Below are 16,457 nucleotides of genomic sequence, written 5' to 3' on the forward strand. Positions count from 1 at the left end.
TTTCCATGTTGAAGTTCACCGAAGAGCACGAATGGCTGAGCATCGAAGGCGGCATCGCCACGGTCGGCATTACGACCTACGCCGTCGACCAGCTTGGTGACCTCGTTTTCGTCGAACTGCCGGAGATCGGCGCCACTCTGACGAAGGCAGGCAATGCTGCGACGGTCGAGAGCGTCAAGGCCGCCTCCGACGTCTACTCCCCGCTCGATGGTGAAATCACCGAAGTCAACGAAGCGATCGTAGCAGATCCATCGCTGGTCAACTCCGACCCGATGGGCAAGGGCTGGTTCTTCAAGCTGAAGCTCGCCAATGCCTCCGATGTCGACACGCTGCTGGACGAAGCCGCATACAAGGAGCTCACCGCCTGATGAATACGCCGACCGAGTTTACCTTTACGGACTACCAGCCGTATGATTTCGCCAACCGCCGTCACATCGGTCCTTCGCCCGAGGAAATGGCGGCGATGCTGAAGGTCGTCGGCTACAAGAGCCTCGATGCGCTGATCGACGCCACCGTGCCGCCAGCGATCCGCCAGACGTCGCCGCTCGCCTGGGGGCCAGCGATGACCGAACGCGAGGCGCTCGACAAGCTGCGCGAGACCGCCAACAAGAACAAGCTGCTCGTCTCGCTGATCGGCCAGGGCTACTACGGCACGATCACTCCGCCTGTGATCCAGCGGACCATTTTGGAGAACCCCGCCTGGTACACGGCCTACACGCCTTATCAGCCGGAAATCAGCCAGGGCCGCCTGGAGGCGCTGCTGAACTACCAGACCATGATCACGGATCTGACCGGCCTCGACGTTGCCAACGCCTCGCTTCTGGATGAGGCCACAGCGGCCGCCGAAGCCATGGCGATGGCCGAGCGCGTGTCGAAATCGAAGGCCAAGGCATTCTTCGTCGATGCCGCCTGCCACCCGCAGACAATCGCACTGATCGAGACCCGCGCCGAGCCGCTGGGCTGGCAGGTTATCATCGGCAATCCCTTCACCGATCTCGACCCGGTCGATGTGTTCGGCGCCATCTTCCAGTACCCCGGCACCCATGGCCACATCCACGATTTCACCGGCCTGATCTCCAGATTGCACCAGACCGGTGCGATTGCCGTTGTCGCCGCCGACATCCTGGCCCTGACGCTGCTGAAGTCCCCCGGCGAAATGGGTGCAGATATCGCCATTGGTTCGTCGCAACGGTTCGGCGTACCTGTCGGCTACGGCGGCCCACACGCCGCCTACATGGCGGTCAAGGATGTCCACAAGCGCTCGATGCCCGGCCGGCTGGTCGGCGTCTCGCTCGACGCCCGCGGCAACCGCGCCTACCGCCTGTCGCTGCAGACGCGCGAACAGCATATCCGCCGCGAAAAGGCGACTTCCAACATCTGCACCGCCCAGGTGCTGCTCGCCGTCATGGCCTCGATGTACGCGGTCTTCCACGGTCCCCAGGGCATCAAGGCAATCGCCCAGCAGGTGCACCAGAAGGCCGTGCTGATGGCCAAGGGTCTCGAAAAGCTCGGCTACACCATCGAGCCAGAGACCTTCTTCGACACCATCACCGTCGATGTCGGTCACATGCAGGCGCTGATCCTGCGCGCCGCTGTCGCGGAGGGGGTCAACCTGCGGAAGATCGGCGAAACCCGGATCGGCATGAGCCTCGACGAGCGGACCCGCCCGGCAACGCTGGAAGCCGTCTGGCGTGCCTTCGGCGGCACGTTCGAGCTCGCGGACTTCGCTCCGGAATATCGCCTGCCGAAGGACCTTTTGCGCACCAGCCCCTACCTCACGCATCCGATCTTCCACATGAACCGCGCAGAAAGCGAAATGACCCGCTATATCCGGCGGCTGTCGGACCGGGACCTGGCGCTCGACCGTTCGATGATCCCGCTCGGCTCCTGCACGATGAAGCTGAACGCCACGGCCGAGATGCTGCCGATCAGCTGGCCGGAATTTGCCGATATCCACCCCTTCGTGCCCGACGACCAGGCGCTCGGCTATCGCGCCATGCTCGATGACCTCACCGAAAAGCTCTGCGCCGTCACCGGCTACGACGCCTTCTCGATGCAGCCGAATTCCGGGGCTCAAGGGGAATATGCCGGTCTCCTGACTATCCGCAACTACCACCGTGCCAACGGCGACGATCACCGCGACGTCTGCCTGATCCCCACCTCTGCCCACGGCACCAATCCGGCCTCGGCACAGATGGCCGGCATGAAGGTGGTGATCGTCAAGGTCGGTGACGACGGCGATATCGACATGGACGATTTCCGCACCAAGGCAGAGCAGCATGCGGCAAATCTCTCCTGCTGCATGATCACCTATCCCTCGACCCACGGCGTGTTCGAGGAGACGGTGAAGGAGATCTGCGAACTCGTCCACAAGCACGGTGGCCAGGTCTATCTCGACGGCGCCAACATGAACGCCATGGTCGGCCTGTCCCGACCCGGCGATATCGGTTCCGACGTCAGTCACCTGAACCTGCACAAGACCTTCTGCATCCCGCATGGCGGTGGCGGTCCCGGCATGGGCCCGATCGGCGTCAAGGCGCATCTGGCAGCCTACCTGCCCGGCCACCCGCAGACGGACGGTCGCCCCGGCGCCGTCTCGGCAGCAGCCTTCGGGTCTGCCTCGATCTTGCCGATCTCCTGGAGCTACTGCCTGATGATGGGCGGCGAAGGACTGACGCAGGCAACCAAGGTGGCAATCCTCAACGCCAACTACATCGCGGCCCGGCTGAAGGACGCCTATCCGGTGCTCTACACATCGAAGGCCGGTCGCGTGGCGCATGAGTGCATCATCGACACGCGTCCCTTGGTCGACAGCGCCGGTGTTACCGTCGACGATGTCGCCAAGCGCCTGATCGACTGCGGTTTCCATGCGCCGACAATGAGCTGGCCGGTGGCTGGCACCCTGATGATCGAGCCGACCGAATCGGAAACTAAGGCTGAACTCGACCGCTTCTGTGCAGCCATGCTCGCCGTCCGCGACGAGGCCCGCGCAATCGAGGACGGCCGGATGGACAGGACGAACAACCCGTTGAAAAATGCGCCGCACACGGTCGAAGACCTCGTCGGCGAATGGAATCGCCCCTACTCCCGCGACCAGGCCTGCTATCCGCCTGGCGCCTTCCGCGTGGACAAATACTGGTCACCGGTCAACCGCGTCGATAACGTCTACGGCGACCGCAACCTCATCTGCACATGCCCGCCCGTCGAGGACTACGCCGAAGCGGCAGAGTAAAGACAGAATGGCTCCGGATCGAACCGGGGCCATTTTTCATGCGAAGAACTTGTAGGTCGCAACGCAAAGCGCCAGAGCACCGAAGCCGATCAGCAGGTAGGCCGAGACCCGCCCGACCTTGTCGGCAAACTGGTCCGACAGCCGGTCGCGCGCCAGACGAACCGCGCCGCTGAGGAACAGCCACCAGGCGACCGAGCCCGTAAACGCTCCCCCGACGATAAACGCTGCACTCGCAGCACTGCTCTCATGAGCAAGACCGAAGGCTGCAAAAAGTGCGCCGAAGGAAATGATCGTCGCCGGATTGGAAATGGTCAGGAAGAATGTCGCGACGGTCGTTCGAAAAAGATCGGCGGCGCCGATATCCGCAGCCGCGATGGGGTCGCGGCCGAGGCTCTTGTAGCCGAGCCAGATCAGCAGCAGCCCGCCACAGAATGCCAGCGGCAAAGCGATCTTCGCGAGCACGTCAGCAAATATAGCCAGCCCGCCAACGGCAACCAGGGCGTAGCTCGCATCGCCGAGCGCCGTCCCGAGACCCAGTGCAGCGCCGGCCCAGAAACCGCGTTCCAGCGTGCGGTTGATGCACAAGGTACCAATCGGCCCCGGTGGCGCGGTGATGATGATCCCGAGCAGCGCGCCCTTCAGAAACAGTATCAGCCACATGCTACATCACCGGTCCTGCCGGCAGCAGCGAACGGAGCACGAAAAGCAAAGGCCGCCCGAGACGGCGGCCTTTGTCCAACGGCGGCGATAAGAGATCAAATGGCTGCAACAGACGCCTCGCGCTGGGAGGCGAGCGCTGCGAGATCCGCAGGCTTGAGTTCGACCGATTCGCCACAGCCGCAGGCGGAGGTCTGGTTGGGATTGGTAAAGGTGAAGCCGGAGCGCAGCGTCGTCGTTTCGAAACCCATCTCGGTTCCGAGCAGGTAAAGTACAGCGGACGGCTCGATCCAGACCTTGGCCCCGTCGCGCTCGATCAGATCGTCCTTGGGATTGGCTTCGGTCACCATGTCGATGGTGTATTCCATCCCGGCGCAGCCACCCTTCTTGATGCCGACGCGAACGCCCTTGGCATCCGGCCCGGAATTCCCGACGATCGCCTTGACGCGATCTGCCGCGCTTTCGGTCATGGTCATAACTGCAAAGCCCATCGGCCTAGTCTCCTGTGGCAACCGGGTTCAAGGCCCGGTGCTTCGTCGCATCAATTTAAGCCGAGCGGCTTAAGGCTTCAATAGCAATCTCGATACAATCGGCAGCCGCACACGAGGCGGCCAGTAATTCGTTGCGCCCAGCCCTGAACTCTGTAACTGTACAATATGCACTCTATGGAGTACATTTCCTGTGTTCGTTATCCAGCGCACCGAAATCTTCCAGCAGTGGATTATGCGACTGAAGGATCGTAGCGCCGCCGCTCGCATTGCATCGCGCATTTTGCGCGCGGAAGACGGTAACCTGCGTGACGTCAAACCTGTCGGAGATGGCGTCGAGGAAATGCGTATCGACTACGGGCCGGGCTACAGGATCTATTTCCTCAGACGGCGCTCGGTGTTTGTCGTTCTTCTCGTCGGCGGCGACAAGAGCACGCAGCGAAGAGACATCATCGAAGCAAAGCGCCTTTGTGCCGAATGGAAGGAGCGGAACCAATGACCTCAGACACCAGACTTTTCGACGCTTCCGAGGTTCTCGACAGCGAGAGTGCAATCGATGAATTTCTCGCTGCGGCATTCGAAACCGAGGACCCGGCATTTATCGCCAAAAGTCTTGGGGTGATTGCCAAAACCCGAAACATGAGCGCGATCGCCCGAGATGTTGGAATGAGCCGTGCTGCCCTCTACAAATCGTTGAGCGGCAAAGGCAATCCGGAATTTGCGACCATTATAAAGGTTATGAAGGCACTTGGCCTCGGCCTGGCTCCTGTCTCTCGGTCTAACCAGGGCGCTGCCTGATCAGTACCAGCCGACGGAAACCTGCGCTTCTTCCGACATCCGGGCCGGCGTCCATGGCGGGTCGAAGGTCATACCGACCTCGACGCCGGAAATGCCTTCCACCGCACCCACGGCGTTCTCGACCCAGCCGGGCATTTCGCCGGCAACCGGGCAGCCGGGAGCGGTTAGAGTCATCATGATCTTCACCATCCGGTCGTCCTCGATGTCGATCTTGTAGATCAGGCCGAGTTCGAAGATATCAGCCGGGATTTCCGGATCGTAAACCGTCTTCAGGGCCGCAATAACATCATCGCTCAGGCGCGCCAGCTCGTCGGCCGGAATGCTGGAGTGGACGATGCCTTCGCGCACGTCGGTCGTCTGTTCGCTGTTATCCAGGTTCATCTCGGGCACTCCTTAGAGCAGTTCCGGCAAATGTACGTAGCGGCTTTACATCCGGAAATGCGTAAAAACAGAGAGATAGAGCACTTCTGTGTATAGATGAACGGCAGAAATGCTCTAGGCAAAGAATTTTCGTGCATGATCGAGCGCATCGGCAAGTGCGTCGACTTCTGCGCGGGTATTGTACATGCCGAACGATGCACGGCATGTGGAGGTGACGCCAAAACGTTTCAAGAGCGGCTGGGCACAATGGGTCCCTGCCCTGACGGCGACGCCCTGTCGGTCGATCACCATCGATACGTCGTGAGCATGGATGCCGGCCAGTTCGAACGAGAAGATAGCTCCCTTGCCGGGCGCGTTGCCGAAGATGCGCAGCGAATTGATGGCGCGCAGGCGTTCGGATGCATAGGCGGTCAGATCGGCCTCATGGCGGGCAATGGCTTCGCGTCCGATGCTGTCCATGTAATCAAGCGCGTAGCCGAGCCCGATTGCCTGGACGATCGGCGGGGTGCCTGCCTCGAAACGGTGGGGCGGGTCGTTATAGGTCACCGCCTCCTCGCCGACGTCGACGATCATCTCGCCGCCACCCTGGAAAGGCCGCATCTCGCGCAGGCGCGACTGCTTGCCGTAAAGCACGCCGATACCGGAGGGGCCGTAGAGCTTGTGACCGGTCACCACGTACCAGTCACAATCCATATCCTGCACGTCGACCGGCAGATGCACCGCACCCTGGCTGCCGTCGACAATCACAGGGATGCCGCGCGCGTGTGCAATCCGGCAGATTTCCTTGACCGGCAGGACAGTACCGAGTGCGTTCGACATATGGGTGACGGCGACAAACTTGGTGCGCTCGGTCAGGCTTTTCTCGAAATCCTCGATATGAAACGCACCCTCGTCGTCTACCGGCACCCAGACCAGCTTGGCGCCCTGCCGCTCGCGGATGAAGTGCCACGGCACGATGTTCGAGTGATGCTCCAGGATCGTCAGCACGATCTCGTCGCCTTCACCGATATGCGGCATTCCCCAGCCATAGGCGACAGTGTTGATCGCCTCGGTGGCATTTTTGGTGAAGACGATATCGTCGATACCGGGGGCATTCAGAAACCGTCGCACTTTTTCACGCGACGCCTCGTAGGCCTCCGTAGCGGCATTCGAGAGGTAGTGGAGCCCGCGATGGACGTTGGCATATTCGTTGGAATAGGCATTCGAAATGGCATCGATCACCACCTGCGGTTTTTGCGCCGAGGCACCGTTGTCGAGATAGACGAGCGGCTTGCCGTAGACCTCTTTCGACAGGATCGGAAAATCCCGTCTGATGGCCTCGACGTCATAAGTGGTGGCAGTGGTGATCTTGTCCATCATAGGATCCAATCAGGCGTGCTTTTCGAGCCAGGTCGAGATGATGCCCTTCAGCGCCCCGACCAGGGCTTCGTTTTCAAGTTCCTCGACCACCTCGATGACGAAGGCGCTGACGAGCATCGCCCGTGCCTTGCTGGCGGGAATACCGCGGGCCATCAGGTAGTAGAGATGGGTGTCGTTGATATCGATGACGGTCGCGCCGTGGCCGCACTGAACGTCGTCGGCAAAGATCTCCAGCTCCGGTTTTGCCGAGAAATCACCATCGTCCGACAGCAAAAGCGTGTTGCACGACATCTTGGCATCGGTCTTCTGGGCATCAAGAGCAACACGGATCATGCCCTGGAAGACGCCGCGAGCCCTGTCGAAAACAACGTTGCGGATGATTTCCTTAGACGTCGTATTCGGCACGTTATGGCCGAGCGTCATGGTGACGTCCGTATGGGTCTCTCCGCCGAGGAGGTTGACGCCGCGCAGCTGCAGGTCCGCACCCTCGCCTGTGACAGCGATGTGCAGCTCCTGGCGCACAAGCTTGCCGCCGGCATTGACGACGAACAGCGTGAGCTTTGCGTCCTTGCCGAGATCAATGCGGATTTGGCCAAGATGGGTATCTTCCGTGCCCTGCTCCTGCAGGATGACCCAGGTAACCTCGGCGCCTTCGCCGATGCGGACTTCGCTGACGGCCGAGACAAGCGCAGCATCTGCGGTCACCGCACGGTGACGTTCGATCAATGTGACACTGGAGCGGGCACCGAATGTCACCGGCAGGCGGCTGTGCATCTGTCCACCGGCATGGATAAACTGGATTTCAAGCGGCGACTCGAGTTTCGTATCCGCCGCAATGTCAACGACATAGCCGTCGCGCACAAAACTGCCGTTGATACGGCCGATGGCATCGTCCCTATCGAGCGCATCGAGACCAGCGGTCGCACTGCCGTCGATCAGACTATCGGCATAGGACTGCACGGTCACGCCGGCAGGCGCCGAGAGGGTGCCGCTCAGACCTTGGGAGACAGTCAGCACCGCCGAACCAGGCACAAGCGGTTCTAGCTCCTCGACGCGGCCGGACGTCGCTGCCTCCGGTACCGAGCGCAAGAGGTTTTTCAGATCGGTGTAATGCCACGCCTCGACGCGGCGCGTCGGCAGGCCGGCAGTCTTCAGCTCGTCCAGCAACCGGTCGCGCAGCGCGAAAACGTCGCCATTGCCCGGCAGTTCGCCGAGTTGCGTGTTGTAGGCCTCGATCAGCGCCAATTCGGCTGCCGTCAGGCGGGTCGTCGTCTGCATGTTCATGGACGTCGTCCTTTCCGCCCTATCAGGCTGCAGCGCCAATGATATCGGCGTAGCCATTGGCTTCGAGATCGTGGGCCAGCGTCTTGTCGCCGGTCTTGATGATCTGGCCCTTGTAGAGAACATGGACCGTGTCAGGTACGATGTAATCCAGCAAGCGCTGGTAGTGGGTGATGACGATAGTGGCGCGATCCGGCGACCGCAGCGCGTTGACGCCATCGGCAACGATCTTCAGGGCGTCGATGTCGAGGCCCGAATCCGTCTCGTCGAGGATGCAGAGTTTGGGCTGCAGCAGCGCCATCTGAAGGATCTCGGCGCGCTTCTTCTCGCCGCCGGAAAAGCCGACATTGAGCGGACGCTTCAGCATCGCGGTATCAATTTGAAGCTTGGCTGCAGATTCCTTGACAAGGCGCATGAAATCCGGCGTCTTGAGTTCTTCCTCGCCGCGCGCCTTGCGCTGTTCGTTCATCGCCACCTTGAGGAACTGCATGGTGGCCACGCCCGGGATCTCGACCGGATACTGGAAGGCAAGGAAGATACCCTTCGACGCACGTTCGGCAGCGTCGAGTTCCAGGATACTTTCCCCGTTATAAAGGATCTCGCCCTCGGTGACTTCATAGTCGCTGCGACCGGAGAGGATGTAGGACAGCGTCGACTTGCCGGAGCCGTTCGGACCCATGATGGCAGCGACTTCGCCGGCCTTCACCGTCAGGTTGAGGCCACGAATGATCTCGGTGCCGTCTTCGGCGATGCGGGCGTGGAGGTTTCTGATTTCAAGCATGTCTGTAATCCATCTTCAAAGTTTGCGTTGCGCGCTTTGTAGCGCTGCAGTCAGAATTTACGCACGCTCAGGGTGCCAGGACCTTAAGCAGCAGAACAATCAGCCGGAAGAAAAAGCTGGCCAAAAAAAGCCAAATATCCGCTCCGAGCAATGCGTCGACGACGACCGAGAACCGTCCCATCCGATCCGCAAGGTAACGATACTTGCGGGGTGGGGCCTTGGCTGCAGAGCGGTGGTCGGTGAACGACTGCCCTGGGTTTCCCGGCCGCGTCGCTTTCATATCAACCCACACTGCCCTCAAGCGAAATCGAGATCAGCTTCTGCGCTTCGATCGCAAATTCCATCGGCAGTTCCTGCAGGACTTCCTTGACGAAGCCGTTGACGATCAGGGCGATGGCCTCTTCGGTCGGGATACCGCGCTGCAGGCAGTAGAACAGCTGGTCCTCGGAGATCTTCGAGGTCGTCGCTTCATGCTCGAACTGCGCCGAGGAATTCTTCGCCTCGATATAGGGCACGGTGTGCGCGCCGCAGCGGTCGCCGATCAGAAGCGAGTCGCACTGGGTGAAGTTTCGGGCGTTGGTCGCCTTGCGATGGGCCGAAACCTGGCCACGGTAGGTGTTCTGCGAGACGCCGGCAGCAATGCCCTTGGAGACGATGCGGCTCGACGTGTTCTTGCCGAGATGGATCATCTTGGTGCCGCTGTCGATCTGCTGGTGACCGTTGGAGACCGCAATCGAATAGAACTCGCCACGGCTGTCATCGCCGCGCAGGATGCATGACGGATACTTCCAGGTGATGGCGGAACCTGTCTCGACCTGCGTCCAGGAGATCTTGGAGCGTGCGCCGCGGCAATCGCCGCGCTTGGTGACGAAGTTGTAGATGCCGCCCTTGCCGTCCTTGTCGCCCGGATACCAGTTCTGCACGGTCGAATATTTGATCTGCGCATCGTCCAGCGCCACCAGCTCGACGACAGCCGCATGCAGCTGGTTTTCGTCGCGCTGCGGTGCGGTGCAGCCTTCGAGGTAGGACACATAGGCCCCCTCTTCGGCAATGATCAGCGTCCGCTCGAACTGGCCGGTGCCCTTCTCGTTGATGCGGAAATAGGTCGACAGCTCCATCGGGCAGCGAACGCCCTTCGGAATGAACACGAACGAGCCGTCTGTGAATACCGCCGCGTTGAGCGTCGCATAATAGTTGTCGGTGGTCGGCACAACTGTGCCGAGATACTGCTTGATGAGATCCGGATGCTCGCGAATGGCCTCCGAGATCGACATGAAGATCACGCCGGCCTTCTTTAGCTCTTCCTTGAACGTCGTCACCACCGAGACGCTGTCGAACACAGCATCGACGGCGATCCGCGAAGTCTGGACACCGGCAAGGATTTCCTGCTCGCGCAAAGGGATACCAAGCTTCTCGTAGACCTTCAGCAGCTCAGGATCGACGTCGTCGATAGACTTCGGTCCCGGCGTGCTCTTCGGCGCGGCGTAATAGTAGATGTCATTGAAATCGATCTTCGGATAGTCGACGCGGGCCCATGTCGGCTCCTCCATCGTCAACCAGCGACGATAGGCATCGAGACGCCATTCGAGCATCCATTCCGGTTCCTGCTTCTTGGCAGAAATGAAATGGATAATCTCTTCGGAAAGGCCCTTGGGTGCCTTGTCCATTTCGATGATGGTCTCGAAACCATACTTGTATTGGTCCACATCAATCAGGCGCACCTGATCGATCGTTTCCTGGACGGCAGCCATGTCGTTCTCCAATCTCGCCGGATACAAGGTCCGGCAGCTTGTCAACGGTTTAGCAAATTTGCATTTGCCACTATGTAGGTGGCCAATGGGATTTTTTCACCCCGATTGGCAAGCGTAAACTTGCGTTTCCGCAAAATTCAAAATGCGGTCAAGCCGCAACCCCGGAAAGCCTTCGCCTCCCGGCAATTTTCGCAAACGCTGCGAGCACCCGGTCGATGTCGTCATTTTTCGTGTCGAAACCAAGCGATATACGCAATGCGCCGAGACGTGGATCGCGACCCATCGCCACCAGCACGTGGCTCTCGCCCAGCTTGCCCGCCGAGCAGGCAGAGCCCGCCGAGAGCGCAACGCCCTCGAGATCGAAGGCAATCTGCCCGGTTTCAGCCTTCAGCCCGGGCAGCGTGAAGAATGTCGTGTTCGGCACACGCGGCTGGCCCTCGCCGTGAATGATCACGTCATCAGCCGCATCGCGCATGCCTCCCTCCAGTCGGTCGCGCAATGCCAGAACGGCCGCATTTCGCGACTGGAACTCAGCGGTGGCCGCAGCAGCGGCCGCACCGAAGCCGATCACCGCCAGCGAATTTTCCGTCCCCGACCTGTGACCCTTCTCCTGGCCACCGCCATGGATCAGCGGCTTTGGCATCATGATCTCCCCGCGCGACACGAGCGCCCCGGCGCCCTTGGGACCGCCGATCTTGTGCGAAGAGACGATCATAAAATCCGCGCCGATCTCGTTGATGTCGGTCTTCACCCGACCGACACCCTGGACAGCATCGACGACGAAGATGCCGCCATGGCGGCGCACAATCTCTGCTGCCGCCCGGACCGGCTGAAGGATGCCCGTCTCGTTATTGGCGAGCATGATTGCGACCATCGGCAGGCCTTGTGCCTTGTCATGGCCGGAGAGCATGGTCTCCAGCGCGACGAGATCGACAACGCCATCGAACGTCACCGGAATTTCGCTGACGCGGTCCTTTGCAAACCGCCCGCCTTCGCGCAATGCCGGATGCTCGATAGCCGAGACGTAGAGGTGGCCAACGGCGAGCGGCGTGCGGCCCATGCGAAACTCGGGCGTCAGCACCATGTTGGCTGCCTCGGTGGCGCCGCTGGTGAAAATCACATGCGCCGGGTCAGCACCTGTCAGGACAGCCACGTCGCGTCTGGCGGCCTCGATGGCAGCGCGCGTGGCGCGGCCTTCGCCATGAACAGAGTTGGGGTTGCCGAAAAGATCGAGTCCACGCAGCATCGCCTCCCGCGCCGCCGGATGGAGCGGGGCGGTGGCATTCCAGTCAAGATAGAGGCGTGATGCCGCCATGACCTGCTTTTCCTGCCTCAGCGATGCGGATTACCGGCGCCGGCTCATTTTTCTTGTAATTGCCGGCGGGCTTGCCTTATGACACCTCCACAACGCGTGGAAGATCATGCAGAGTTTCGAATTGTTCTAAACTGCGTTCTAGAAAAGATGAGCGCGTTCGTCAAGTCAACTTGCTGCCTAATGCATCTTGTCAACGCCGAAAATCAGGTACGGAGTATCGATGCCCGAAGTCATTTTCAACGGCCCCGCTGGCCGCCTTGAGGGCCGCTATCAGCCATCCAAGGAAAAAAGCGCACCGATCGCTCTCGTCCTTCATCCGCATCCGCAGTTTGGCGGAACGATGAACAACCAGATCGTCTACCAGCTGTTCTACATGTTCCAGAAGCGCGGTTTCACCACCTTGCGCTTCAATTTCCGCAGCATTGGCCGCAGCCAGGGCGAATTCGACCACGGCGGCGGCGAACTGTCGGATGCAGCCTCGGCGCTCGACTGGGTACAGAGCCTGCACCCCGATTCGAAAAGCTGCTGGATCGCCGGCTATTCCTTCGGTTCGTGGATCGGTATGCAGCTTCTGATGCGCCGCCCGGAAATCGAAGGCTTCATGTCGATTGCGCCGCAGCCGAACACCTATGATTTCTCCTTCCTCGCCCCCTGCCCGTCGTCCGGCCTGATCATAAACGGCGATGCCGACAAGGTAGCCCCGGAGAAGGATGTCAACGTGCTGGTCGACAAGCTGAAGTCGCAGAAGGGCATCCTAATCACCCACAAGGTCGTGCCGGGCGCCAACCACTTCTTCAGTGGCCAGGTCGATACGCTGATGGGCGAATGCGAGGACTACCTCGATCGGCGCCTCAACGGTGAACTGGTGCCGGAACCGGCCGCCAAGCGCATCCGCTGAACTTAGACAGCCGGAATTTTCAGAGCCGCCGAAGCAATTCGGCGGCTTTGTTCGTTTGTCGATGGCGACCGATTGAGCTCCCGGAACCTAGCGACCGATCGTCGGCCACGGGAATGAAAGCACTTCGCGCGTGTAGGTCTCCACCACGACACTGAACGGAACGCCATCCCCACGGGTCAGAAACGCGCGGTGCTGGAGGACAAACTCAGGTATGGAGAGGTCGCCGCTGGTCGAAGGCGGGAGCACACCTCCCATGTCCCAATCGGCTGGCAGCGGTTGCCAGAGCAGTTCGGCTGAAACCGTGTGCCTTTGAAAATGCAGATCCTGCACCGCGCGTCCGAACGCTGTATCAGTCGTTTCCAGAACGTGATTCATGCTCTCCGTCAGACGCGATGGAACGTACCAGTTGTCGGCTTCGGACAGGATATGGTCGCCGCACATCAGCTTGACCCGGCGATACTTGACCGGCTCGGTATCGGTCACGCCCAGGAGTTTGCGGACCCCTGCATCGGCCGGCTTTTCAGCCCCCGGCTCGAGATGCGCGACAACTTTCGGCGTTGGCGCAAGCTTGTGGGTGGCGCACCAGCGATCGAGCGTCAGCGTGGCGCTGTCATGGCTGAGCAGATCTGCGTTCAGCGCGTTGACGATGGCCAGTGCCGTGAGGCGACCGACGGCGGTGTCGGGCGGACCGGGCTGGTCTGCCGATGCCGTGCCGGTGAGCAAAAGGCCAAGGGCCAGGGTGGATAAAGAGAACCGGGTTTTCATATTTATGCCTCGCATATACGCCTTGCCGCGGTGTGATTGCTACAATCCGCGTCAAAACCTTACTACCGCTTGCGCTATGGCAATCCGATGACACACCGATTTCCCGTTTCATTTTCATGTGCTTAGACGCTGAGAAAATGGTGGAGAACTGTCATGCCGCACGCCATGCGATTACCCGTGGCGTACCAGTATACCACCGGTCACCGGGACGCTGACACCCGTGGTTCCCGGATAGGTCAGCGGCAATCCCTCCAGCGAGCGGACCGCGAGATAGGCCCAGGCTTCCGCCTCCATGCTGCCACCATCGAAGCCGGCCGCTTCAGCAGCAACGACGCGGGCGCCTTGCTCTTCCGCCAGTTCGGAAAACTCGGCCATGATTACCGGGTTCAGCCGACCGCCACCGCAGACGACATAGTTTTTCGGCGGCTGCGGCAGATAGCCCGCGAGCTTCAGGATGGACGCAGCAGTGACATGCGCCAGGGTCCGCGCGCCATCGGCAAGCGAGACTTCACCCTTGACCGGCGGCAGGAAGTCGCTGCGGTCGAGAGACCGGCGCATGTTGGCGGAAAAGAACGGGCTGTCGAGATAGCGGCGCACCAGCGGCGGAGACACCGTGCCCCTGGCGGCGGTCTCGCCATTGCGATCGTAGGCCTTGCCGGTATGGGCCTCGATCCACTGGTCGATCAGCATGTTGCCGGGACCGCTGTCGAAGGCGGAAAGCGCGCCATCCTCGGCAACGTAGGTGAGGTTGGAAATACCACCGATGTTGACGAACACCACCGGTACTGCGAGTTCCGGCGGCAGGTTGGCCGACAGCGCCGCATGGTAGATCGGGATCAGCGGCGCGCCTTGTCCGCCCGCTACCATGTCGTTGGCACGCATGTCGTAGACGACATCGATGCCAGTCTCCGCAGCCAGCAGCGGCCCGTCGCCGATCTGCACCGTCAGCCCCTCGTCCGGGCGATGCAGCACGGTCTGGCCGTGAAAGCCTATGACGTCGACGTCGGCGGGCGACAGGCCGTTGCGCATCAGGAAGGATTTGACGGCCGCCGCATGGCAGAGCGTCAGCGCCTGTTCGGCAGCACCGAGATCGCCCGGCCGTTCGCGCCGATCCTGGATTACCTTGGCCGTCTCCAGTGCTTTTTTCCAGCGGCCGCGCAGTTCGTCGTCGTACGGAATATAGAGGCTCGCCCCGCGCTCCACGACGTCTCGTCCGTCGGTGCGCAGCAAGGCGATATCGATCCCGTCCATCGACGTGCCACTCATCAGCCCGATTGCCGTTCTTGTCTTCGTCATGAACCCTCGCAAAACCTGAACCCTCGCAAAACAGCCCGCGCAAAACATTGCCGCCGCAATAGTGCACTTTCGCGAAAACAGTGCTAAACGCGCCGCGACGGTTCAACAACAGCGATTTTGCCCCTTTGCACGCCTAGGGCGGCGCATTCGAGAGACCCTATCATGGCCGAATTCAAATCCGATTTCCTGCACACTCTTCAAGAGCGCGGCTTCATCCACCAGGTTTCAGATGAGGCCGGCCTGGATACGCTGTTCGCCAAGGAAACCGTCACGGCCTATATCGGGTTCGATCCGACAGCCCCAAGCCTGCATGCTGGATCGCTGATCCAGATCATGATGCTGCATTGGCTGCAGGCCACCGGCCATCGCGCAATCTCGCTGATGGGGGGCGGCACCGGCATGGTCGGCGACCCCTCCTTCAAGGAAGAGTCGCGCCAGTTGATGACGGTCGACACCATCGAAGGTAACATCGCCTCGATCAAGCAAGTGTTCTCCAACTACCTCAACTACGGCAACGGCAACAACGATGCCTTGATGATCAACAATGCCGAATGGCTGCGGTCGCTGAACTACCTCGAATTCTTGCGCGATGTCGGCCGGCATTTCTCGGTCAATCGCATGCTCGCCTTCGACAGCGTCAAGACCCGGCTGGAGCGCGAGCAGTCGCTGTCGTTCCTCGAGTTCAACTACATGATCCTGCAGGCCTACGACTTCGTCGAGCTGGCCAAGCGCTACGACTGCCGGCTGCAGATGGGCGGCTCCGATCAATGGGGCAATATCGTCAACGGCATCGATCTCGGTCACCGCATGGGGACACCGCAGCTCTACGCCCTGACCTCGCCGCTGCTGACGACATCGTCGGGCGCAAAGATGGGCAAGTCGGCGAATGGTGCGATCTGGCTCAATGCCGACATGCTGTCGGCCTACGATTTCTGGCAGTACTGGCGCAACACCGAGGATGCCGACGTCGCACGCTTCCTGAAACTCTACACGACCCTGCCGATGGACGAGGTTTCCCGCCTCGCCACACTCGGCGGCGCTGAGCTAAACGACGTCAAGAAGATCCTTGCAACCGAGGTGACCGCCCTTCTGCACGGCCGCGCCGCTGCCGAACAGGCGGCCGAAACGGCGCGCAAAACCTTCGAGGAAGGCGGCATCGCCGAGAACCTGCCATCGATCGACGTGCCCTCGGCAGATCTGGAGGCTGGCATCGGCCTGTTGTCGCTGATCGTACGCGCGGGCCTTGCAACATCCAACGGCGAAGCACGCCGGCATGTCCAGGGTGGCGCTGTACGCATCAATGATCAGCAGGTTACCGACGAGCGCCAGGCGATCGGCACCGGTAACGTGACTGCCGATGGCATCATCAAGCTCTCTCTCGGCAAGAAGAAGCACATGCTGATCCGCCCGCAGGGCTGAGGCACTAAAATCATCGCGATCAGGCCGGCCATCGTG

At 60.8% G+C, this 16,457-nt stretch carries 16 protein-coding genes; 6 read left to right on the plus strand and 10 right to left on the minus strand.

All coding sequences use genetic code 11. The annotated features are described in order from the left end of the window. The first annotated feature begins 5 nt into the window (after nt 1-5). Both gcvH and gcvP read left to right on the plus strand, forming a co-directional pair. A complete protein-coding gene (gene gcvH, locus J5274_RS13180) occupies nt 6-368 on the plus strand; it encodes a glycine cleavage system protein GcvH (RefSeq protein WP_142822779.1) in 363 nt (120 codons plus the stop codon). Then, nucleotides 368-3,232 (plus strand): aminomethyl-transferring glycine dehydrogenase, encoded by a 2,865-nt coding sequence (gene gcvP / locus J5274_RS13185; RefSeq protein ID WP_142822781.1) that lies wholly within the window; start codon nt 368-370, stop codon nt 3,230-3,232. The genes gcvH and gcvP overlap by 1 nt, the downstream gene beginning before the upstream one ends. A gap of 36 nt (nt 3,233-3,268) precedes the next feature. Here gcvP and J5274_RS13190 read toward each other — a convergent pair whose 3' ends face one another. Then, entirely contained in the window at nt 3,269-3,892 is a 624-nt protein-coding gene (locus tag J5274_RS13190; protein ID WP_142822782.1) for a LysE family translocator, read from the minus strand. A 95-nt stretch (nt 3,893-3,987) separates the two neighbouring features. After that, complete coding sequence (gene sufA / locus J5274_RS13195; RefSeq protein WP_142822784.1) at nt 3,988-4,380, minus strand: Fe-S cluster assembly scaffold SufA; 393 nt, start codon at nt 4,378-4,380, stop codon at nt 3,988-3,990. Nucleotides 4,381-4,570: 190 nt separating this feature from the next. On the opposite strand from sufA, the gene J5274_RS13200 reads away from it, so the two are divergent. Both J5274_RS13200 and J5274_RS13205 read left to right on the plus strand, forming a co-directional pair. Next, a complete protein-coding gene (locus J5274_RS13200) occupies nt 4,571-4,876 on the plus strand; it encodes a type II toxin-antitoxin system RelE/ParE family toxin (RefSeq protein WP_142822785.1) in 306 nt (101 codons plus the stop codon). After that, nucleotides 4,873-5,175, plus strand: coding sequence for an addiction module antidote protein (locus tag J5274_RS13205; protein WP_142822787.1), 303 nt, complete (start codon nt 4,873-4,875; stop codon nt 5,173-5,175). Before J5274_RS13200 ends, J5274_RS13205 begins: the two co-directional genes overlap by 4 nt. On the opposite strand, the gene J5274_RS13210 is transcribed toward J5274_RS13205, so the two are convergent. From J5274_RS13210 to J5274_RS13235, 6 genes are all read right to left on the minus strand, one after another. Next, nucleotides 5,176-5,556: an SUF system Fe-S cluster assembly protein gene (locus J5274_RS13210; protein WP_142822788.1), complete on the minus strand. Its 381-nt coding sequence runs from the start codon at nt 5,554-5,556 to the stop codon at nt 5,176-5,178. A 114-nt stretch (nt 5,557-5,670) separates the two neighbouring features. Further along, the gene (locus J5274_RS13215) at nt 5,671-6,912 is read right to left on the minus strand and encodes a cysteine desulfurase (protein ID WP_142822791.1); all 1,242 of its coding nucleotides are present in this window, start codon (nt 6,910-6,912) and stop codon (nt 5,671-5,673) included. Nucleotides 6,913-6,924: 12 nt separating this feature from the next. Next, nucleotides 6,925-8,199, minus strand: a complete 1,275-nt coding sequence (sufD, locus tag J5274_RS13220; RefSeq protein WP_142822793.1) for a Fe-S cluster assembly protein SufD — start codon at nt 8,197-8,199, stop codon at nt 6,925-6,927. A gap of 22 nt (nt 8,200-8,221) precedes the next feature. Then, nucleotides 8,222-8,977: a Fe-S cluster assembly ATPase SufC gene (sufC, locus tag J5274_RS13225; RefSeq protein ID WP_142822795.1), complete on the minus strand. Its 756-nt coding sequence runs from the start codon at nt 8,975-8,977 to the stop codon at nt 8,222-8,224. A 281-nt stretch (nt 8,978-9,258) separates the two neighbouring features. After that, entirely contained in the window at nt 9,259-10,728 is a 1,470-nt protein-coding gene (gene sufB, locus J5274_RS13230) for a Fe-S cluster assembly protein SufB (RefSeq protein ID WP_142822796.1), read from the minus strand. 148 nt (nt 10,729-10,876) lie between these two features. Next, nucleotides 10,877-12,043, minus strand: coding sequence for a cysteine desulfurase family protein (locus J5274_RS13235; protein ID WP_142822798.1), 1,167 nt, complete (start codon nt 12,041-12,043; stop codon nt 10,877-10,879). A 220-nt stretch (nt 12,044-12,263) separates the two neighbouring features. Between J5274_RS13235 and J5274_RS13240 the strand changes: the two genes are divergently transcribed. Further along, nucleotides 12,264-12,941: an alpha/beta hydrolase gene (locus J5274_RS13240; RefSeq protein ID WP_111221903.1), complete on the plus strand. Its 678-nt coding sequence runs from the start codon at nt 12,264-12,266 to the stop codon at nt 12,939-12,941. A gap of 87 nt (nt 12,942-13,028) precedes the next feature. Here J5274_RS13240 and J5274_RS13245 read toward each other — a convergent pair whose 3' ends face one another. Together J5274_RS13245 and J5274_RS13250 are read right to left on the minus strand one after the other, a co-directional pair. After that, nucleotides 13,029-13,706 carry a hypothetical protein gene (locus J5274_RS13245; RefSeq protein WP_142822800.1) on the minus strand — a complete coding sequence of 226 codons (678 nt, stop codon included), beginning with the start codon at nt 13,704-13,706 and terminating at the stop codon, nt 13,029-13,031. Nucleotides 13,707-13,877: 171 nt separating this feature from the next. Next, nucleotides 13,878-15,002, minus strand: coding sequence for an anhydro-N-acetylmuramic acid kinase (locus J5274_RS13250; RefSeq protein ID WP_219274633.1), 1,125 nt, complete (start codon nt 15,000-15,002; stop codon nt 13,878-13,880). 162 nt (nt 15,003-15,164) lie between these two features. On the opposite strand from J5274_RS13250, the gene tyrS reads away from it, so the two are divergent. After that, nucleotides 15,165-16,421 (plus strand): tyrosine--tRNA ligase, encoded by a 1,257-nt coding sequence (gene tyrS / locus J5274_RS13255; RefSeq protein ID WP_142822803.1) that lies wholly within the window; start codon nt 15,165-15,167, stop codon nt 16,419-16,421. The last annotated feature ends 36 nt before the right edge of the window (nt 16,422-16,457 follow it).

Origin of the sequence: Rhizobium sp. L51/94, from assembly GCF_019355555.1 — a bacterium.
Taxonomy (GTDB): domain Bacteria; phylum Pseudomonadota; class Alphaproteobacteria; order Rhizobiales; family Rhizobiaceae; genus Rhizobium; species Rhizobium rhododendri.